Consider the following 22,049-nt stretch of genomic DNA (forward strand, 5'->3'; position numbering starts at 1 on the left):
TCAACGCAAACGTTTGAGTCATTTAATTATTTTTCTGAATTTATAATCAAATCAGACTCTACAAGTGTATTATAGTAGGCCTGATTTTCTGTATTTGGACTGTTAATCAGATCTAATAGGATATTTGCAGCTTTTTGCCCTTGTAAATAAGGATATTGCTCAATTGAGGCAATAGGTGTATGGTCTAAATAGCTTATAAAAGGTAAATTGGCAAAACTAACTACATCAAAATCATTAACTACATTAGCCTTTTTTAAGTATTTAATTAAAAATAGGGCCACATAATCGTTAAAGGTAACTATTGCTGTGGGTTTACGTTTATGGTTTATAAACTGATTTGCTGCATCAATGGTTCCTTGTTCTGTTAAATCACAGTTTATAATTAAGGAAGGATCAAATTTTAAGCGGTTAAAGGTAATGGCCTGCATGTAACCCTCTTTACGCTCTTCGCTCGCAAAAAGAGTTGTTGGTCCATTAATCATTCCAATGGTTCTATGTCCTTTTTTTAATAAGTAATTAACGGCCTTCACAGTAGCGTTTTCAATGCTGCAGGCTACATAGTGTACATTTTTAAAAGGAGGGATACGGTCAAAAAATACAACCGGAATATTAAAAGAGTTTAAACGTTCAAAATGGTCGAACTTTGAAGTGTCTTTACTAATGGATACGAGCAAGCCATCAACACGTTGGTTTTTCATTTTTTCCACCAGTTTTACTTCCTGCTCATAATCATCGTGCGATTGGGCAAAAATGACAGTATAATTTTTTTTCAGGGCTTCATCTTCAATTGCAGATATGGCTGTAGAGAAAAAATGTTCAGAAAGTTCGGGTAAAATAACACCAATCGTATATGTTTTACCTTTTTGAAAGAGAATTGCAGCGTTATTGGGTTGATAATTTAAAGATTGGGCCAATTGTTTTATTTTTTCTCTGGTTACCGCTCCAATACTGGGATGATCATGCAAACCCCTTGATACACTTGAAGGTGAGATGTTTAAAATTTTAGCAATTTCTTTAATTGTGGTTGGTTTCGATGACATATTAAGCACTAAACTACATTAAATTCTTCCAATGGTAATAATACGAAATTAATCAAACGTTTGCGTAGTTTTTTTTGAGCTGTTTTTTTTCAGTCATGGTAAATATCTATACATTCGAATAAATTCAATTAAAACCTATACACACAATAACCAAATTATGAATAGAAGAGATTTTGTGAGAAACGCGGGATTAACTACGGCGGCTTTCGCAGCTATCCCAGATCAAAGCTTATTTGCTTCACAGGCACAGGAAAAAATTAAAGTTGTAATGATTGGCGTTGGTCTTCGCGGGCAAAACCACCTGTCGCTTTTATTAAAAAGAGACGACGTAGATTTAGTGGCCATTTGCGATGTAGACGACCGTATGCTGCAAATGAGCAAAGCCATTATCTCAAAAAGTGGCAAACCAATGCCTAAAATTTATACTGGCAGCAATGATGCATGGAAAAAAATGCTGGAATTAAAAGGCATTAAAGCTGTCGTTATTGCTACACCCTGGGAATTCCACAAACCAATGATCTTAGGATCAATTGATGCCGGAATAAAATATGTTGCAACTGAAGTTATTCTCGGAATCAATATTCAGGATCACTGGGATGTTGTTCATGCAGCAGAGAAAAACGATGCGCATGTGATGATGCTTGAAAATGTTTGCTACCGCAGAGATGTAATGGCTGCTTTAAACATGGTTAGGCAAGGTATTTTTGGCGAGATTTTACATTTACAAGGTGGGTATCAGCACGACTTAAGAGAAGTTAAATTCAATGACGGTGTTAATGCTTACGGGCATGGTGTAGAATTTGGTGAAAAAGGATTTTCGGAAGCCAAATGGAGAACAAACCATTCCGTACACCGCAATGGCGATTTATATCCAACCCATGGTATTGGTCCCGTGGCACAATGTGTTAACGTAAACCGTGGTAACCGCTTTTTAAAATTAAATTCATTTGCAACAAAATCAAGAGGCTTACATAATTATATTGTTGAAAAAGGCGGTGCAGACCATCCGAATGCAAAAGTTAACTTTAGACTGGGTGATATTGTAACCACAACAATAGATTGTGCTAATGGTGAAACCATTATTTTACAACACGATACCAACTTGCCAAGACCATATTCTTTAGGTTTTAGGGTTCAGGGTACTAAAGGTTTGTGGATGGATGTTAACAGCAGCATTTATGTAGAGGGTGTAAGTAAACCGCACACCTGGGATAAAGCAAAAGAATGGTTAGATAAATATGATCATCCACTTTGGAAAAAGTATGGTAATAATGCACAGGGAGCCGGGCATGGTGGTATGGATTTCTTTGTAATCCATGCCTTTATCGAAGCCGCAAAACGTAATGAACCAACTCCGCTGGATGTTTATGATGCAGCCGCTTGGAGCGCCATTACCCCTTTAAGTGAGCAATCTATTGAAATGGGTAATGAAACCATAGATTTTCCGGATTTTACCGGTGGAAACTGGATGCATAGAAAACCTATTTTTGCCCTTAATGATGATTATTAGATTATAACACCCAAATAATACCCTTAAAGTGCCCCTGTAAAAAGGGGTATTTTTTTGAATGTTAAATTTTAAAACCAAATATTTTATTAAGTTTACTTTAAGTTAATATTAACAACGTTATTTTGATCATTCTCTAATTAAAATTTACAGTGTTATATTTCTCATGTCTAATTCTCTCTCTGTGTTCAACAATATTCAAAGCATGTGTTACAATTAACTCATTGTTTTAAAATAATATGTATCAGGAATTAGATAGTAACTTTTTTATTTTAGTAAAACTAAATAAGGAAAAAGCCTTTCAGCTTGTGTTTGATGCGTATTGGCAGCCGCTATATAAACAAGCTTTAAAAAAAGTTCAGTGCAAGGATATTGCTAAAGATCTTGTTCAGGATGTATTTATATGTCTTTGGGATAAAATAGAATGGCTTGATGCGGAAGGAAGTGTACTGGCTTATGCCCATGCTATTCTGAGGAATAAAATCCTTAAACTTTACGAAAAGAGCGAAGTAAGGTTGCGTTATGCCTTGAGCGTTACCGCAATGGAAGCCCCTTCAGATCAGTATTCTCAATATGCGATTTTAGAAAAAGAATTAAAGGCCATTGTAGACCAGGAGATTGAACGCATGCCACCAAGAATGCGACAAATTTACATTCTTAAAAAAGAAGATGATTTATCAATAAGGCAAATTGCTGAAGATTTAGCCATATCAGAACAGACCATAAAAAACCAGCTTCAAATGGCCTATCAAAGATTAAGAGAACGTGTTAAAAATTACGATTCATCTCTTGCTGTGCTGGCCATTCTTATTGCTAAGCACCTGTAATTGAACTCTTTTCTTTTTTCTCCATAATCTATTGTTCTGCAAACCTGCTTTTTAAAATAAATTTTTAAAAAAAGTAAATGCCCTATGGTACTTTATTAATGTTAAACGGATATACCTACAAAGACCAAACAATTTTGAATACCACTGAATTACAAAAACTATTAAAAAAGTACAATAATAAAACAGCTACTCCCGACGAAAAACGGAAGGTGGAGCTTTGGTATAACAGGGTTGATGGTGATGGGGGAGTATATTTACCCAATGAAATCGAGGAGGTTAAAAATGAAATTTTTGGTCAGATTACGGCTAAGATAAAAAGTAAAAACCAAGTGCCAACTTCAAAGGGCAAACGGAAAATTTTAAGTTTATTTTTCGCAAAAGCAGCAATTCTCATTGCAATTTTAGCTGTAGGTGTATTTTTCTACCTGAAACAAACAAATTCAAAACTGTCTACCTGGGCTAAACAACCCGTAAAATCGACGATTAAACCCGGTGGGAATAATGCTGTTTTAACCCTTGCAGATGGTTCTGCTATAATTCTAAATAATACCGCCGATGGGCAAATTGGCAATCAATCAGGCGTAACCATTACCAAAACAAAAAGTGGCGAACTGGTTTATTCTTTCACAGGTAAAAATAACCCTAAAAATTTAGATATTAACCGGGTAAGTACACCCAATGGCGGACAATATCACCTGATCCTGGTAGATGGTACCAATGTTTGGTTAAATGCAAACTCGTCTATAAAATTTCCGGCAGCTTTTGCCGGAACCGATCGAAAAGTGGAAGTAAAAGGAGAGGTTTATTTTGAGGTATTTAAGGACAAAACAAAACCATTTATCGTTAGCACCAGCCAGTCAGACATAAAGGTACTCGGTACACATTTTAATGTAAATGCCTATGAAGATGAGGTATATGAGAAAACAACTTTGCTGGAAGGCTCAATAGAACTTAAAAAAGGACTGGAGAAAACCATTTTAACACCTGGCAAACAAGCTGTTATTTTTAAAAATTTACCGCAAATTAAATTAAAGGAAGTTGATGATTTAGAGGCTGTTATAGCGTGGAAAAATGGGTATTTTCAATTTGATCATGCCGATTTGCAGTCTGTAATGCGCCAGGTTTCCCGTTGGTATAATGTAAGTGTGAGTTACCAGGGTTCTATACTTAATAAAGAATATTCGGGTAAAATACCGAGAAAAATAACTGCCGAGAAGTTAGTGGATATGCTTTATTACTCCGGCATTAAATGTAAAATAGAAAACAACCAAATAACTGTAAATCCATAATAGAAAACCAAAGCAAACCCTTAAACTCAATATTAATGAAGAAATAATACTAAATCCAAATCATTCATTAATCTCATAAAATAAAAAAACGAGAAGTGTTCGTACCACTTCCCGTCTTAAAGTTTGGGATTAATTACCTGACAGGAAAATCCTAAGCAGGAACCACTAAGTTATCTAAGCTATAATGTTTAAAACCCAAATTCAAAGTTATGAATTTTAGTACATTCTTTGGTACTGTATTTAAGCTACAGTGCAAACCAAAACAAATAATATTGGTAATGAAGCTAACAACAATACTTTTACTTGCTACCCTGAGCCAGGTTAGCGCAAGTGTTTATAGCCAAAACCTCACTTTAAAGCAGAAAAATGCTTCTTTCAATGCAATTTTCAAATTGATAGAGAAGCAAAGCGATTATGTTTTTCTTTACGATGACCTGGAACTTGAAAAAGCCCAGAAAATAAGTATTGATGTTAAAAATGCTTCAATTGATGAAGTATTGAGGATTTGTTTTAAAGACCAACCTCTGAGTTACAAAGTATTCGAAAAAACAATTGTACTTCGTAAAAAAGACCAGATAAGTTATCCAAACTATTTCGAAAGTATACGCGGAAAAGTGACAGATGAAACAGGGTTACCCATTATTGGAGCCAGTATTATGATCAAAGGAACCAAAATAGGTGCCACAACCGATACAAATGGTTCATTTACCATAAACGCCCTAAAAGGAAGTGTTTTAGTAATATCTTATATTGGTTATACCACCACCGAAATAACGGTTGGCGACGATAAAAATTACAACATTAGTCTTCAGCCAGCCAACAACAGCTTAACCGATGTGGTGGTTACGGCATTAGGTATCAAGCGTTCTGAAAAATCATTAGGTTACGCTGTGCAAAAAGTGGCCGGAAAAGATTTACAAACTGTAAAAGGCGTTGATATTGGTACTTCATTAACAGGCCGGGTATCGGGCTTGGTCGTTAAAAATTCTACTGAATTTAATGCAAAACCAACCATCGAATTAAGGGGTGAAGGTGCCTTATTAGTTATTGATGGTGTGCCTTATGGAAATATGACCCTGCGCGATGTTCCTACAGATGATATTGAGAGTATGGATATTTTAAAAGGGCCAACTGCATCTGCCTTATACGGTTCAAGGGCTTCAGGTGGAGTTTTGTTAATTACAACAAAGAAAGGAGCGGGCGGAAAAGGATTTTCCATTGATTTAAACAGCAATACGATGGCTAATTTTGGATATTTGGCTATTCCAGAAGTTCAAAGTGCTTATGGCAGGGGCCAAAATGGAGTACTGGATAACGATTATGTATGGGGTCCAAAATTAGATATTGGAACCACAGCTACAGACTGGAATCCGGTTACCAAGCAATTTGAACCCAATCGCCCATTAGTGTCTGTTGGAAAAGATAACCTGAAAAATTTTATGAATACCGGTTTGGTCTTCAACAACAACATCAGTTTAGCACAAACGGGTGAAAACGGCAGTTTCAGAATTGGCTTGAACGACATTTACAATAAAGGTGCTTTTCCAAACCAAAACCTGAATATGATTAATTTAACCCTTGCCGGTGAAATTAAGATTAACGACAAGTTTAAACTCGAAAGTCACATTGGAATTGGCAGGCGCTGGGCTGATCAAATCTGGGGCGGGGGTTATGGAAACCAGGGTTATTTATACCAACTGGTAATGTGGACTGGCCCTGAATACGATGTACGCGATTATCAGGATTATTGGAAAGTGCCAAACAAAACGCAAAACTGGATGTACACCAACTGGTATGATAATCCTTATCTGATTGCTTATGAGAAATTAAATGGATACCAGGAGAATACCTTAAACGCAAACGTTACGGCTACTTATCAGTTTAACAAAGATTTTAGCTTACTCGCCCGTTTAGGTTATGATAACTACAATAATAAAACTACTTTTCGCAACCCAACAGCCAATATCTATTCTACAAGAGGTGGTGCGGTTAATGGCAGCGGATGGAACGCAAAGGGAATGTATTCTATAAGTGATAAAAGAGGCTTTAGCACCAATGATGATATCATTCTGAATTATAAGAAAAAATTAAGTAAATGGACAATTGATGCACTTGCCGGTGGAACAATTTATTACTGGATAGATGAATCTTTAAACGCCACCACCAAAAATGGCCTTATTAGTCCAACTTTCTATTCTTTAGCAGGTTCTATCGAACCACCTTCAGTTTCTCAAGGCTATTCAACCAGGCAGATTAATAGTTTATATGGCAGGGCTTCATTTGGCTGGAACGATGCGGTGTTTTTAGATTTCACAGGCAGAAATGACTGGAATTCTTCTCAGCCAAAAAATTCTCGTTCTTATTTCTATCCTTCAATTGGCTCGAGTGTAGTCCTTTCGGAATTGATCAAGATGCCGAAAGTAATCGATATGTTTAAATTAAGAGGCTCATGGGCCGTATTTAAAACAGCATTTGATCCTTATGCAATTAACAGGGCTTATGGCACAACTACGGCAGCATGGAATGGCTTAAACGCTGCAAGTTATCCATCGTACCTGATTGGTGAAGGGCTTTTGCCGAGCTCGCAAAGAACCTACGAAATCGGTGCAGCTGGTTATTTATTAGGTAAACGCCTGCATTTTGATGTAGCTTATTTTAATAAATATTATTACAACAGGCAAACAGATTTGAAGGAAAATGGAAACACAGCTTACCTTCCGGGATCAAGCGGCTTTAACATGGCCATCGTAAATACTCAGGAAACCTACGAGAGAAGGGGATTAGAAATTACCGTTGATGGATCGATTATTAAAAATAAGAATTTCGAATGGCATTCAACCATCAACTGGTCTAAACAACACCGTTACTATGTAAATCTCGATCCGGTTTACTCTCCTGATAATCTTTGGGTTAAAAAAGGAGAACGATTGGATACCTATACCGGTAACTATTGGCTTACAGATCCAAATGGGAGTGTAATTTATGAAAGCGGTTTGCCTGTATGGAGCGATTATGTTAAAAAATACGGATATGGTGAACCTGATTTTAGTTTTGGTTTCATTAATAATTTCACCTATAAAAACTGGAACCTTGGTGTTAATATCGACGGTAGAATTGGTGGCTTGATGTACAACTACATATATGATAAAATGTGGGATTCTGGTACAAATCCTGAAAGCGATAACATTTACAGATACAATCAGGTTGTTTTAAAACAAAATAATTTTGTTGGACAAGGAGTAAAGGTAATTTCAGGAAAGGTTACCTACGATAAATATGGACAAATTACCAGCGATACCAGGAAATATGCAGCAAACGATACCCAAATTGGGTACCAGGATTATGCACAATGGTACCGTGGTGGCGATGCTGGTATTCAAAACGAGTCGTTCATTAAACTGCGTGAGGTTTCTTTAGGTTACCGTTTTCCAGCTAAATGGATTGAAAAAGCAGGTATAAAAAGCGCATCGTTTTCTTTGACCGGACAAAATTTATTGATGTGGACCAATTTTAAGTTTTCTGATCCGGATGTGGATACGGAAAACCTGAACTCTCCATCGATGAGAATGATTGGTTTTAACTTAAAAGTTGGATTCTAACATTAACACCTATCTAATACTAATTTTATGAAAAGTAATTTAATAAAATATACATTAATAATTCCTGTTTTGGTTTTATTAACCAATGGATGTAAGAAATTTGATTCAATAAATACCAATCCAAATGTAACTACGCAGGTAAGTTCGGCAATGTTGGCTACAGGTATGATCTTAAATATTACAAGAAGCGATATCAGCTCACAAAAAAGTTTTATGCAACCTTCTTTACTTGGTAAGTACATGACCTGGGGAGAAGGGCAGGAAAATTTCCAGTACAATAAAATCGGAAGAACAGATTTTAGCAGGATCACTTTATTGCGCAACATTGCACCAATGATAAGCTATGCAACAAGCGATGAATTGAAAAAATCGTACACGGCTTTAGGTCACTTCATGCGGGCATGGCAATTTTATATGACCACCATTCAGGTAGGTGATATGCCCTTTACTGATGCAGTTAAAGGTGAAACTGAAAATATCCTGAAACCAAAGTATGATGCACAAAAAACAGTATTTTTAGGTATACTAAATGAACTGGACCAGGCAAACCAATTATTTTCTGAGGGTGCAAACTTTGAAGGCGATCCAATTTATGCCGGAAAAGTAGACAACTGGAGAAGGCTTACAAACAGTTTTGAATTACATGTTTTAATTAATCTGTATAAAAAAACCAGTGATGCAGACCTGAAAGTAATCGAACGTTTTAAAGATATAATGGCCAACAGGCCGTTAATGCGCGATTATAAAGATAATTTTGCATTGGCATATAACGCAACTGCAGGGCAAAATTATCCATGGAGTGATGTACCTGCAGGTTCGGGTAATTCTTTTGTGAAATCTAATTATACCATGTTAACCAATACATTGCTGGAGCCTTTAAAAACCTTAAAAGACAAACGTTTATTTTATTTTGCAAAACCATCTTCCGTTAAAATATCAGCAGGTTTAAGCGAAACAGATTATAATGCTTATCCAAGTGTAGAGCCATCTGATTCTTTCTCAAGTTTACAAACCCGCCGGGTAAATAAGGATTATACCGATATTAATAACCGCTATGTACAATTGGTAAACGCCGAACCTGTAAGTGTATTCAGTTACTGGGATTTAGAGTTTGTATTGGCCGAGGCTACTGTTCGTGGCTGGATAACAGCAGCACCTGCACAAACTTATTATGCAGCAGGTATAACGAATTCGATGAATTTTATTGTTGCAAACACACCCGATTTAGCCGATTACACTCACAATATGAAAATGGACGCGGCCTACATTGCAGCTTTTCCAACTACAGCAGGCGTGGCTTTAACCGGAACAACCGAAGAACAGATTAGCCAGATTATTACCCAAAAATATTTAGCTAATTTTTTACAAGGTAGTAAGTATCAGGGCTGGTTTGAAAACAGAAGAACAGGTTATCCCGTGTTTAAGTTAAATTCTGCCACCAATTTAAATACTCCATCCTCTAATTTCCCATTAAGGTGGTTATATCCTTCAAATGAGTTAAGCTATAACTCAGCGAATTTAGACGCCGCAGTTGCAAGTCAATATGGTGGCAGTGATGACGTTAATCAGTTAATGTGGCTTTTAAAATAAAAACTTATTTATAAATTAGCGCCCGGAAGCCCTTCAGTTTTGAAGGGCTTTTTTTATGAACAAAATTCAGCTTACTTTAGCTTAATTATTAAAATTAAAATGATCGCAATTTATATTCTAATCCTACTGATTATTGTTTTCTTTATCGTAACTAATTTACCCGTTTTTGGGCGTTTACCTAAAGGGAAGCGCTTAAACACCATTCATCATTTAGCTAATTATAAAGACGGCGAATTACAAAACCGCTCATTAACACCCATGCAACCGGGTGGTGTTAGTTTTTTTAAAATCCTTAAAGCCTTCTTACTGGAAAAACACCCCAATAAAAGCCCTTCAAAACCTCTTCAACATATTAAGCCTGCAATAGCAGATGTTAATACAACACCTAATCCCGAAATTATCTGGTTTGGACATTCATCTTATCTCATTAAAATTAATGGTTACCGGATTCTGGTCGATCCTGTTTTTAGCCAAACCCCGTCGCCTTTTTCTTTTATTGGAAGCAAAGCATTTTTAGGAACTGATTTTGTAAAGGCAGCTGAATTTAAGGATATAGATGTATTGCTGATTACACATGATCATTACGACCATCTGGATTATCCGAGCATTTTAAAAATAGCTCCAAATGTAAAACAGATTGTAACTTCAACAGGCGTAGGTGCCCATTTGGAAAGATGGAAAATACCTTCTTCTAAAATAACTGAATTATGCTGGGAAGAAACTACAACTCTTTTCAATGATTTGAAGTTTACGTCTGTTCCGGGAAGGCATTTTACTGGACGAAAATTTAAGAGAAACCAGACTTTATGGTCAGCTTTTGTGCTACAGACACAAAATTATAATCTTTTTTTAGGTGGAGATTCGGGATACGATACTCATTTTAAACAAATTGGAGAAACATATGGGCCTTTTGACCTTGCATTATTGGAATGCGGACAGTATAACGCTTATTGGCCATATATTCACATGTTTCCTGAAGAAACCGTTCAGGCCGCCAAAGATTTAAATGCTAAAACTTTAATGCCTGTACACTGGGGTAAATTCAGTTTAGCCATGCATCCCTGGAATGAGCCGGTTATCAGGGTAGTGGCAGAAGCAGAAAAACAAAAATTAAAGTTGGTTACACCAAAACTCGGAGAAACATTCATTTTAAATCAAGATCACCCTGTAGAACAATGGTGGCTGACATAATAAAATTTAAACAATAAGTAAGCTTACGTGTTTAATCGATATAACTCAAAAAACAATTATGAAAACAGACCTTGTAGAAATTTTTCAGACCATCAGAGCAGGTGTTCAGCCCTATGCAACACGTGGTTATACCGTACATGAAAATTCTGAAACCGGATATGATTTATATAGTGAGAAAAATATAGAAACCCCTGAAGGAAAAACTACTGAACGGTTTTTTATGGGAATATATATTAATGGTAATGATGTTGTGGTTAAAGTGAATACCACTGATTTTGAACCTTCAAATCATGATTTAGCTGACTTAGGAAAAGATTTAAAGGGACTTAAAATTGAAACTTTAGATAATTCGAAGCTTAAAGAAGTACAAACCCTTATTGAAATAATCCATACCCATTTTAAAGAAAAAGAGTGGATATAAACTCAATTTGATCAATGATGATTAGATTTGTAACGGCTATATAGCTTATCACTGTTAAACACCAAAACTGATTGAACATTTCTGCTCAGGCAATCAAATATAATCAAGCCGATTGGCATCAATCACTTAAAGATAGTTTAAGTGATGCACAGTTAGAATACACCGTAAAATCTGAAGGCGATTTTCATTTAATTAGTTTAAATGAAAATCGCTTTATAATCAATTTAGTTAGTATCCAAAATTCGTTTACAACTGAAGTGTTATTAAAATTTCAGCATCATTTTCACCTTCAAAATATAAAACTTATCCATTTGTGGGAAGATGTTTGGCTGAACAGGCCATTACAGGTTTTAGCCAGGATAAATTCTTTACTTGGATTAAACGTTCGCATTCACGGCAGAAAAACCAAGATTTTTAAAATTACCAAACCCGTTGCAGATGCTTTTTTAAATGATTACCATTTACAAGGCCCTGTAAGTAGCCGGTATAAATTTGGTTTGTTTTTAAAAGATGAATTAGTAGCCGTAGCTACTTTTTCTGCTTTACGCCAAATGAAGCACACTGAGAATTATAAATCCGCTGAGTTGATTAGGTTTGCTGTTAAATCTGGTTATTCGGTTATCGGAGGTTTAAGTAAGTTAATTGCCCACTTTCACAAGCTCTTAAAGCCTGACGATATCATGTCGTACGCCGATAGAGATTGGTCGGCAGGAGAAGCTTACACTAAATTAAACTTTGTTCAGACTGATTTTTTAGAACCTATATTTTTTAGTCTAAATAATTCATTCAAAAGAGAATTAAATAAAACTGAAGAAAATGGGTTGAATGCTCAAACTGTTTTTAATACCGGAAGCTTAAAATATTTATTGAAATTTTAACATGCCATCAAATCCACTCATTATTATATTAGGTGCTACAGCCTCTGGTAAAACGCATTTAGCGGTAAACTTAGCACATCGTTTAAAAGGAGAAATTATTAGCGCAGATAGCCGGCAGGTTTTTAAACAAATGGACATTGGTACTGGTAAAGATTTAAATGAATACCATATTAATGGTCAAACCATACCTTACCATTTAATTGATATTTTAAATCCGGGCGAAAAATATAATGTAAATGCTTTTAAAGAGGATTTTTATCACGCTTTCGAAACCATTACACAGAAGGGGCGTTTGCCAATTCTTTGCGGGGGTACCGGAATGTACATCCATAGTTTATTGCAAAACCAGGAATATACAGCTGTTCCGGTAAATGAAAGCTTAAGGCAAACGTTGGAATTACAATCTAAAGAAGAATTAATTAGCCACATCAAATCAATTCCTGATCAGGAACACGTAGATTTAAATTCAAAAAAAAGACTGATCAGAGCAATAGAAATCTCCGAATATTTAAAAGACCACAACTTAGAAATAATAAAAAGACCTGAATTTAATCCAGTTGTTTTAGGTTTAAAAAACACCGTAGAAATTACAAGGGCTAAAATATTAAAACGCCTGGACGAAAGGCTCAGCGCAGGGATGATTGAAGAAGTAGAAACCTTACTTCGGTTAGGCATTAGTGATGAGATGCTAATTTTTTATGGACTTGAATATAAATTTATAGCACATTATTTAGCAGGCGCGCTTAGTTATGAAGATTTAAAGTTAAAGCTTGGCATTGCCATTTGCCAGTTTGCAAAAAGGCAAAGTACTTTTTTTAGGAAAATGGAGAAGGATGGCGTAAAAATTAACTGGCTCAATGCAAGTGAGGAAAATGACCTGTTAAAAGAAGAGGCTTTCAAGCTGCTTGGTAGCGAGGGGATTATATAAAACCATTATTTTGTGACATTAATTGAGTGTTAAAATAATATTAAACTTCCGCTTTGGCACACAGTTTGTATTTGTGAGTCTATATTATTTAATATTAACTCAAAAATCCCAACAATGAAAACAATTACTAAAATTCTTGCTACTTCAGCAGCTGTAGTAGCTTTATTTTTTACAACTACTAATGCAAATGCACAATCAAAATTAGGTGTAGGTATAACTGCAGGTATTCCGACAAGTGATGCTTATAGTGTAGCCTTAGGTGCTGATTTAAGATATCAATTCGATGTAGATAAACAATTATCAATTCCGGTAACTGCTGGTTATACTAATCTATCAGTTAAAGATAAATTTGGAGGTGGTAGCTTCGGTTATATTCCGGTTAAAGCGGGTGTTAAATATTTCTTCAACCCATCTGGTGCAGGTGTTTATGGTTTAGCAGAGTTAGGTGCTGGTTTTGGTACTAAATCTGGAAGTGGAACTTCATTTGTATATTCTCCTGCTGTGGGTTATGCCTGGAGCAATGGTTTAGACTTAGGCGTTAAATATGAAGGTTTATCACAAAATGGTGGTAGTACTGGATTCTTTGGTCTTCGTTTAGCATACGGTTTCAGTTTATAATAAATCGTAGACAGATAAAAAAACCTTCGGGAAATTTCCAAAGGTTTTTTTTTTAAGTTAAATTTTTCTTAAAAAATTGTTTAGTTAAAAAATCTAAGGATGCATATAATTCGTATATAAGCAAAACCCTTAATTAATAATTCTAATATGAAAACAATTACAAAACTTTTCGCAACGGCAACAATGGCCTTTGCACTTTTTACCACAACCAATTTGCAGGCACAAGAAATGTCTACCATGAGCACCAATAGCAATGGTATGGCATTTAAAGTAGGCGTTGGCTTAAATGGTGGTATCTTCAGAGATAAATCTCCAATGGATTATGCATATGGAGCTGATTTGAAATTACAATGGGACTTAACAAAAGATGTAGCCATTACTGCATCAGGAGGTTATACTAAACTAATGGGTAAAGACAATGTACTTGATGTTGATTTTATTCCGGCTAAAGGTGGTGTTAAAGTTTTTGCCATTAAAAGAATGTATTTAGCAACAGAATTTGGAGCCGGATTTGGAATTAAAGATGGTACTAAAACCAATTTCATCTACACAGGTGGTTTAGGATACGAATGGAACAATGGGTTAGATATTGGCGTACGATATGAAGGTTATGTTAACGATAGTGCTTCTACAACGTACTTCAGACAAACTGGACAATATGCTTTACGCATCGGTTATAATTTCAAATTATAATTGTAAAATCATATAATTTAGAGCCTCCGAATTTTCGGGGGCTTTTTTTGTGCTTTTAATATTTAAATTGCTATTTTGAACCCAAAACCAAATAACAATGAAACGGATACTCGGAATAGCCATATTAGCTACTACGTTAATGGCCTGCAATCAAGCAGAGAAAAAAGCATCAGATACCAAAGATTCCACAACAAAAGATAGTTTAGTTGCTAAAAGTAATGTGGTTCTAAAAGACACTAAAATCAATACGATTTTTACACAGTACGAAGGCGTTAAAAATGCACTTGTCAAATCAGATTCAATCGCAGCTCAACAAGCCGCTGCTTCATTGCAAACAAGTCTTGTAGGCTATAAAGGATGTGAATCTACAGCAGTAACGGCCAAAAAAATTGCCGACAGTAAGAATCTGGTTTCCCAAAGGAAAGATTTTACCGCGCTAAGTTCGGATTTAATCGCATTATTTAAACATGCAGATTTAACCGAAGGCACCATTTATGTGCAGCATTGCCCAATGGCCAACAAAGGCGATGGGGGAGATTGGTTATCAACAGAAAAGGACATTAAAAACCCTTACTATGGAGACCAGATGTTAACCTGTGGAAGGGTTACAGAAGAAATCAAAACAAAATAAAATGTAAAGCAATTTTAAATTAAGCACGATTGTTACGTCTTTCTGACTAAGAATTCACATTAATTTAACAGATTTGCTATGCATGTATATTAATTTTACATAATTTAGAAGCTATAAACATAAGATAATAATATGTCAGATATTGCAGAGATTAAAGTTGATGGTAATACAATTGAATTACCCGTAATTACCGGAACAGAAGATGAAAAGGCTATTGATATTTCGAAACTTAGGGATTTAACCGGTTTTGTTACTTTAGATACCGGTTTTAAAAATACAGGATCGACAAAAAGTAAAATTACTTTTTTAGATGGTGAGAAAGGGATCTTAAAATACAGAGGTTATTCTATCGAACAACTTGCTGAAAAATCAAGCTTTTTAGAAGTTGCTTATTTGATTATCTATGGAGATTTACCAACACAGAAACAACTGGATGGCTTTCAGTACGAAATCGGTCAGCATACGCTGATTCATGAAGACATGAAAAAGTTCTTTGATGGTTATCCATCACGATCGCATCCGATGGGGCAACTGGGTTCTTTAATCTTCTCTCTTTCAACATTCTATCCGGAGTGTTTAAAGCCAAATCAAACTGCTGAAGAGCAAAATTTAACAATTATTAAGCTTTTAGCTAAATTACCAACGATTGTTTCTTTTATATATAAAAAATCTTTAGGTCATCCGCTTATTTATCCAAAAAATAAATATGATTATGTAACCAATTTCCTTTGGATGACTTTTGGTCAGCGTACCGAAGATTATGAGGTAAACCCGGTTGTGGTTAATGCAATGAACAAATTGTTGATTTTACATGCAGATCACGAGCAAAACTGTTCAGCATCAACTGTACGTATTGTAGGTTCTTCTGATTGTAATTTATATGCATCAATCTCTGCAGGTATTGCAGCACTTTGGGGTCCGTTACATGGTGGAGCAAACCAGGCAGTAATCGAAATGCTTGAATTAATTAAAGCTGATGGTGGCGATACTGAAAAATGGATCAATAAAGCAAAAGATAAAAATGATCCTTTCCGTATGATGGGTTTTGGGCACAGGGTTTACAAAAACTTTGACCCACGCGCAAAAATCATTAAAAAAGCTTGTGATGATATTTTAGAAAACCTGGGTATCGATGATCCAATTTTAGAGATCGCCAAGAAATTAGAAGAAGCAGCTTTAACAGATCAATATTTTATCGATCGTAAATTATATCCAAATGTAGATTTCTATTCGGGTATTATTTACAGGGCATTAGGCTTCCCGTCAGAAATGTTTACGGTATTATTTGCCTTAGGCCGTTTACCTGGATGGATTGCACAGTGGAAAGAAATGCACGAGAATAAAGAGCCAATAGGCCGTCCTCGTCAGATTTACGTTGGTGAAACAGATAGAGAATTTGTTGAGATCAAAAACAGAAAATAATCTGTAGAATAAATAAAAGAAAGCCCCCGAAAATTTATTTTCGGGGGCTTTTCTGTTTAAAGATTATTATAAATAATGGGCTTAACTGGTTTCAGTATTTTTTAACAATGAAATCTTAAACTAAATGACCATCATTATTTAAGTGCACTAAGTCAGTAATAATTACAAACTGAAGTTTCGAATTCTCCGGCACAATTTAAAATTAGGCTAAGAAGTAATAAATAAGATTTTCGATTACCATTTCAGATAAACTAAAGGCAACGATGTAAAGAATTACGATTAAAATCAGTTTTTTAATGGTTGCATTTCTGCTTCTTTGATAAAATACTTTTAAGCCCGTATACATGTACCAGATTACGGCCGCAATAACAAGCCATTTAATCCCGATACTGATAAAAGAATCCTCACCAAAAACGTACTGTTGTAAAGGAACAGTCGCTATTTTCAAAAGGAAAAAGGCAGTCATCCCGTGGATTGTAAATATCAGATGATCTAAATAATAAATGTAATTACGTCTAAAAATACGCATGATGAAAAAAGCGAGCAAAGGCATCAGTAAGAAATACTGCTTTGGTCGGTAATGTTCAACTTCTTCTGATAAAGACCAAAAGCCGTTTGACGATTTTTGTTTAATGGAAATATCTCGTTTTTTCAACAAACGTTTATACCAGTTATCCCGTTCATCATCCGTTAATTTGCGTTGGCGTAATAAATAAGATTCGTATGTACTATCTTGTTTAATGATGTGAAATTCCCGGTAATCATCAAGAATTTCATCGATAGAATCTTGATTGGCAGTTGTTCTTTCTTTTTCTAAATTTCTAATTACAGTATCCTGTGCTTTAAAAGATAATTTCTTAAATTCTTTAAGCGTAATGCTATGGCTTATCCTGGTTACTGCACTATTAATAAGATTTTGACTGAGGCCAATTTCCTCTAATTCTTTCCCGACAGTATCTTTAAGGATTTTTGTGGTTTCTTTTGCGGGTATTTCTACTTTTGGAGCGTGTTTATCTCCTGATCCATGCTCTCCAGAAGCTTTTGGTACAATTAAAAAGTAAACAATCGATACAAAAATGTACATGCTCACCGGATTAATGTAACGCGCACGTTTACCTGCTAAATAATCGAGGGTAACCTGGCCGGGCTGGGTAATTAAAGGTTTTAAGGTTTGAAAAAACTTATTGTCAAAGTGAAAATAATGTGCAACGCTATGGCTTATAAACTCCCAAAAATTTTCTTTTAATTCTAAATTTGGCTGACCACAGTTGCTGCAATAATGTTTTTCTACTTGCGAACCGCAGTTTAGGCAGTTGTGTTCTTTTCTATATTTACCGGCTGACATGGTTAGGGATAATTCGAGGTTAAAATTAGTGGGTAATTTCTTCTATAGCTTTTTCTTGTGCTTTGGTATGCTTATGTTTAAATAAGAAGGCAAAGAAAATAGTAATCACCAATGCATAAATGGCAAATGTAAGCCACACACTATGCCAATCTATAATAGGAATTGATCTGCTCAACTGTCCGTTTTCCAATACTGAAATTCCTTTTGTGCCTAAGAAATTAAGTAAAAGCTTATTATTTGCTTCAGAACTTACCAATGTAGCTACTTCCTGAATGCTTGTATAGGCTTTAGTAAAATATTTCTGGATAATCCATCCTGATGTTAAACTACCCAATATAGCACCAAATCCATTCGTCATCATCATAAACATGCCTTGAGCCGATGAACGTGTTTTTGGTGTTGTAGAGGTTTCTACAAATAAAGATCCCGAAATATTAAAGAAATCGAAAGCCATTCCATAAACAATACAACTCATTACAATCATCCATAATCCATCTCTAGGATTTCCAAAAGCAAACAGGCCAAATCTAAATACCCATGCCAGCATTGAAATTACCATAACCTTTTTAATGCCATAACGCTTTAAAAAGAAGGGGATAGCTAAAATAAATAGCGTTTCTGAAACCTGCGAAATAGATAGAATTAAGGTTGACCTTTTAACTACATATAATTCAGCATACTTAGGAAACATCTTAAACTCATCTAAAAATACATCTCCATAAGCATTGGTTAGCTGTAAGGCACCACCTAAAAACATAGAGAAGATAAAGAATAAGGCCATTTTGTAATCACCAAATAATTTGAATGATTCGAGCCCTAATTTTTGAACTAAAGATTTTTTCTCGCTAATTAATTTTAAAGGTTTACAGGCTGGTAAAGTAAATGCATAAACACCTAAGGCCAAAGCACTTACTCCGGCAATATAAAATTGGTTTGCACTGGCTTTATTGCCTGTTAAATTGGTAATCCACATGGCAACAATAAAACCTACAGTTCCCCATACACGTATTGGCGGGAAACTTTTAACTACATCGTATTCGCTGTTTTTAAGTGTGGTATAACTAATTGAATTACTTAATGCGATGGTTGGCATATAGAAACACATGGCCAATAGCATTACCCAAAAGAAACTGTGCGGGCTTGTTACCTGCGGCAGGTAAAACATAACACAAGCATACAGGATATGAAGTATAGCATATAACTTTTCCGCGTTGATCCATTTATCCGCCATTATTCCGGTAAGGGTGGGCATAAACAAGGATGCTATTCCCATAGTCGAAAAGATGATTCCAAAATCTGCGCCGTCCCACTGTTTGGTTCCAAACCAATAATTAGCGATCGTAATTAGCCAAGCTGCCCATACAAAAAACTGCATAAAGCTCATCAGCGTTAAGCGAAACTTAACATTCATAATAATAGTTTAGTTGTTGTTTTGAAAGTAAAAGTTGAATATAGAACTATTTTAAAACAAAATCTAAAATGCGCTTAAATTATTATACACAATTCAGATTCTCTTAATTATTAATGATTTTCGGGTAGAAATATTGGGCAAAAATAGATTAATTAACCAATTAAAATAAAGTGAGTGCTATTTTATTTAAAATTTAGCCCGAATTTCTTTTATTTAACTCGTCTCTTAATCTTGCTGCTTTTTCATAAGCCTCTTCAGCAATGGCTTCCTGTAGTTTTTCCTGTAATTCTTCGAGGGTTAATTCGCCATAGCCTTGTTGTTTGGTAGAAGTGGGTAGGCTATCAGCATCGGGTTCTTTGGCAATGTTATCCATATTTTCCAAAAACAGAAAGTCATTCCCTTCAATAACTATTCCGGCAGAAGCCAGAATGAATTCGTAAGTATAAATCATGGCGTTAAAACGTACAGCTAAAGCAATTGCATCAGATGTACGAGCATCGATTTCATGCGTGTTTTTACCATCACCACAAATTAATTTTGCATAAAAAACACCATCAACCAGGTTGTAGATAATAATTTCCTGTACATTGATATGAAAAGTTTCGGCAAGCGATTTAAATAAATCGTGCGTTAGCGGCCTGCTGGGTGTCATTTTTTCAATTTCAATAGCAATTGCCTGAGCCTCAAATGCGCCAATAATAATGGGTAAACGACGGCGTCCGTTAACTTCACCTAAAACCAATGCATAGGCACCGGACTGTGTTTGACTGTAGGATAAGCCAACAATATCTAATTTAACTTTTTTCATATTTATGGTAAGACCTCATAGGCTAAACACCTACAAGGTCTGTAAAATATTATCCTTTATGTGCTTTTAAAGCTTCAATTAATTTTGGTACAACTTCAAATGCATCGCCAACAATACCATAATCAGCAACTTTAAAGAAAGGTGCTTCAGGATCTTTATTGATTACAACAATTACTTTTGAAGAACTTACACCAGCTAAGTGCTGGATTGCTCCGGAAATACCAATAGCTATATATAGGTTAGGGCTAATGGCAATACCTGTTTGGCCAACGTGTTCAGAGTGCGGTCTCCAATCTGCATCAGATACAGGTTTAGAGCATGCGGTTGCGGCACCGAGTAAACCTGCCAATTCTTCAATCATTCCCCAGTTTTCAGGGCCTTTTAATCCACGTCCAGCTGATACAACTAATTCTGCATCGGGTAAAGAAACTTTATCTGTTGCTCTAACGATATCTTTAATTACAGTAGCTAAATCTGATTGTTTCACATCAGCAGCAAAATTTTCAATTGCAGCATCAGTTGCATTTTCCTTAACTCCAAAAGCATTTGGATTTAAAGCTATAATTTTGTTTGAAGAAGTTAATTCAGTGATGGCAAAAGCTTTACCTGAAAATGCAGTTTTCTTAACTTCAAATTTGCCGCCATCAGTTTTTGGCAATTCTACTGCACCATCGGCCAAACCAGCTTTTAATTTCACCGCAATACGTGGTGCCAGGCCTTTACCCGAGAATGAGTTAGATAGCACAACGATGTTAGCGCCTTCTTTTTCTGCTGCTGCAGCAATTACACTTGCATAAGCTTGGTTTACAAAGGTTTTTAACTGATCAGCGCTTACGTTTAAAACTTTAGACGCACCGTATTTTCCAAGCTCTTTTAATTCTCCTTCAGCTACATCTCCGATAGATATTGCGGTTAAGTTGGTCGATTGTTGATCTGCAATGGCTTTAGCATAAGAAACTGCTTCAAAAACAGATTTCTTAAATTTACCCTCAGCTTGTTCTACATATACTAATACTGACATATATTTATTTCTTGATCCTGTACAGGATGTGTGATACTTATTGTTAATTTTTATTTGTTAAACCGTAAATTAAATTACTTTAGCTTCTGAATGCAATAAATCAATTAATTGTTCTGCCGCATCAGCAGGAATAAGTTTTACAGTACCACGAGGGGCGGGGGTTTCATATTTTGCAACTTTAGTTACTTCTTCAATTGCAACCGCCTCAATAACATTTAAAGGTTTGGTTCTTGCACTCATAATACCGCGCATATTGGGTATTCTTGGTTCTGCAACACCTTCGGCACAGCTGGCAATAAACTTACCGTTTACAGTTACCACTTCTTTACCACCTTCAATTTCACGTTCTAAAGTAGCTGAATCTCCATCAACATCTAATTTCTTGATAATTGAAATGGAAGGGATGTCCAAAAATTCGCCTACCATAGCCGCTACCTGATTGCCATTATAATCGATAGATTCGCGTCCGGTTAAAATAATATTGAAATCTTTATCTTTTGCATATTCTGCAATCTGTTTTGCTACAAAATAAGCATCCCGAGGCGCTGCGTTTACTCTTACAGCATCATCAGCACCAATTGCAAGGGCTTTTCTAATGGTTGGATCTGTGGCCGCTTCGCCAACATTGATTACGGTTACGGTGCCTTTGCCGCCTTCTGTTAACTCAATAGCTCTTGATAAAGCGATTTCATCGTATGGATTAACAATATATTGTACTCCTGCGGTATTGAATTCGGTATTATCGTTGGTAAAAGTTATTTTTGTGGTTGTGTCTGGCACGTTACTGATACAAACTAATATTTTCATATTTATTATGTTTATTATATAAG

19 protein-coding genes are annotated in these 22,049 nt (G+C 35.6%); 13 read left to right on the forward strand and 6 right to left on the reverse strand.

Annotated elements, in window-relative coordinates; all coding sequences use genetic code 11:
• Window positions 1–26: 26 nt before the first annotated feature.
• The gene (locus R2Q77_RS08785) at window positions 27–1,040 is read right to left on the reverse strand and encodes a LacI family DNA-binding transcriptional regulator (RefSeq protein WP_316803347.1); all 1,014 of its coding nucleotides are present in this window, start codon (window positions 1,038–1,040) and stop codon (window positions 27–29) included.
• A gap of 157 nt (window positions 1,041–1,197) precedes the next feature.
• Between R2Q77_RS08785 and R2Q77_RS08790 the strand changes: the two genes are divergently transcribed.
• From R2Q77_RS08790 to R2Q77_RS08850, 13 genes are all read left to right on the forward strand, one after another.
• Window positions 1,198–2,550, forward strand: coding sequence for a Gfo/Idh/MocA family protein (locus R2Q77_RS08790; protein WP_316803348.1), 1,353 nt, complete (start codon window positions 1,198–1,200; stop codon window positions 2,548–2,550).
• 236 nt (window positions 2,551–2,786) lie between these two features.
• Window positions 2,787–3,374, forward strand: a complete 588-nt coding sequence (locus R2Q77_RS08795) for an RNA polymerase sigma factor (protein WP_316803349.1) — start codon at window positions 2,787–2,789, stop codon at window positions 3,372–3,374.
• 77 nt (window positions 3,375–3,451) lie between these two features.
• Entirely contained in the window at window positions 3,452–4,663 is a 1,212-nt protein-coding gene (locus tag R2Q77_RS08800) for a FecR family protein (protein WP_316803350.1), read from the forward strand.
• A gap of 278 nt (window positions 4,664–4,941) precedes the next feature.
• Window positions 4,942–8,262, forward strand: coding sequence for a SusC/RagA family TonB-linked outer membrane protein (locus tag R2Q77_RS08805; RefSeq protein ID WP_316803351.1), 3,321 nt, complete (start codon window positions 4,942–4,944; stop codon window positions 8,260–8,262).
• 27 nt (window positions 8,263–8,289) lie between these two features.
• Window positions 8,290–9,852 (forward strand): SusD/RagB family nutrient-binding outer membrane lipoprotein, encoded by a 1,563-nt coding sequence (locus R2Q77_RS08810; RefSeq protein ID WP_316803352.1) that lies wholly within the window; start codon window positions 8,290–8,292, stop codon window positions 9,850–9,852.
• 99 nt (window positions 9,853–9,951) lie between these two features.
• Window positions 9,952–11,043 (forward strand): MBL fold metallo-hydrolase, encoded by a 1,092-nt coding sequence (locus tag R2Q77_RS08815; RefSeq protein WP_316803353.1) that lies wholly within the window; start codon window positions 9,952–9,954, stop codon window positions 11,041–11,043.
• A 58-nt stretch (window positions 11,044–11,101) separates the two neighbouring features.
• Window positions 11,102–11,464, forward strand: coding sequence for a hypothetical protein (locus R2Q77_RS08820; protein WP_316803354.1), 363 nt, complete (start codon window positions 11,102–11,104; stop codon window positions 11,462–11,464).
• Window positions 11,465–11,535: 71 nt separating this feature from the next.
• Window positions 11,536–12,342 carry a hypothetical protein gene (locus R2Q77_RS08825; RefSeq protein WP_316803355.1) on the forward strand — a complete coding sequence of 269 codons (807 nt, stop codon included), beginning with the start codon at window positions 11,536–11,538 and terminating at the stop codon, window positions 12,340–12,342.
• A gap of 1 nt (window position 12,343) precedes the next feature.
• The gene (miaA, locus tag R2Q77_RS08830; RefSeq protein WP_316803356.1) at window positions 12,344–13,270 is read left to right on the forward strand and encodes a tRNA (adenosine(37)-N6)-dimethylallyltransferase MiaA; all 927 of its coding nucleotides are present in this window, start codon (window positions 12,344–12,346) and stop codon (window positions 13,268–13,270) included.
• Window positions 13,271–13,384: 114 nt separating this feature from the next.
• Complete coding sequence (locus R2Q77_RS08835; RefSeq protein ID WP_316803357.1) at window positions 13,385–13,888, forward strand: outer membrane beta-barrel protein; 504 nt, start codon at window positions 13,385–13,387, stop codon at window positions 13,886–13,888.
• Between the two features lie 147 nt (window positions 13,889–14,035).
• A complete protein-coding gene (locus R2Q77_RS08840; protein ID WP_316803358.1) occupies window positions 14,036–14,581 on the forward strand; it encodes a hypothetical protein in 546 nt (181 codons plus the stop codon).
• 97 nt (window positions 14,582–14,678) lie between these two features.
• Complete coding sequence (locus tag R2Q77_RS08845; protein WP_316803359.1) at window positions 14,679–15,212, forward strand: DUF3347 domain-containing protein; 534 nt, start codon at window positions 14,679–14,681, stop codon at window positions 15,210–15,212.
• Between the two features lie 132 nt (window positions 15,213–15,344).
• Window positions 15,345–16,634 (forward strand): citrate synthase, encoded by a 1,290-nt coding sequence (locus tag R2Q77_RS08850; RefSeq protein WP_316803360.1) that lies wholly within the window; start codon window positions 15,345–15,347, stop codon window positions 16,632–16,634.
• A gap of 202 nt (window positions 16,635–16,836) precedes the next feature.
• Here the strand turns inward: R2Q77_RS08850 and R2Q77_RS08855 are convergent, their stop codons facing one another.
• The 5 genes from R2Q77_RS08855 to R2Q77_RS08875 all read right to left on the reverse strand — a co-directional run bounded on the left by R2Q77_RS08855 (window position 16,837) and on the right by R2Q77_RS08875 (window position 22,026).
• Window positions 16,837–17,979 carry a DUF3667 domain-containing protein gene (locus R2Q77_RS08855; RefSeq protein ID WP_316803361.1) on the reverse strand — a complete coding sequence of 381 codons (1,143 nt, stop codon included), beginning with the start codon at window positions 17,977–17,979 and terminating at the stop codon, window positions 16,837–16,839.
• 25 nt (window positions 17,980–18,004) lie between these two features.
• Window positions 18,005–19,390: a nucleoside permease gene (locus R2Q77_RS08860; RefSeq protein ID WP_316803362.1), complete on the reverse strand. Its 1,386-nt coding sequence runs from the start codon at window positions 19,388–19,390 to the stop codon at window positions 18,005–18,007.
• Window positions 19,391–19,583: 193 nt separating this feature from the next.
• Window positions 19,584–20,198 carry a bifunctional nuclease family protein gene (locus tag R2Q77_RS08865; RefSeq protein ID WP_316803363.1) on the reverse strand — a complete coding sequence of 205 codons (615 nt, stop codon included), beginning with the start codon at window positions 20,196–20,198 and terminating at the stop codon, window positions 19,584–19,586.
• 49 nt (window positions 20,199–20,247) lie between these two features.
• On the reverse strand, window positions 20,248–21,219 hold the full coding sequence (locus R2Q77_RS08870; RefSeq protein WP_316803364.1) for an electron transfer flavoprotein subunit alpha/FixB family protein: 972 nt from the start codon (window positions 21,217–21,219) through the stop codon (window positions 20,248–20,250).
• A 69-nt stretch (window positions 21,220–21,288) separates the two neighbouring features.
• Window positions 21,289–22,026 (reverse strand): electron transfer flavoprotein subunit beta/FixA family protein, encoded by a 738-nt coding sequence (locus R2Q77_RS08875; protein ID WP_316803365.1) that lies wholly within the window; start codon window positions 22,024–22,026, stop codon window positions 21,289–21,291.
• Window positions 22,027–22,049: the final 23 nt, after the last annotated feature.

The organism is Pedobacter nototheniae (assembly GCF_032678625.1).
Taxonomy (GTDB): domain Bacteria; phylum Bacteroidota; class Bacteroidia; order Sphingobacteriales; family Sphingobacteriaceae; genus Pedobacter; species Pedobacter nototheniae_A.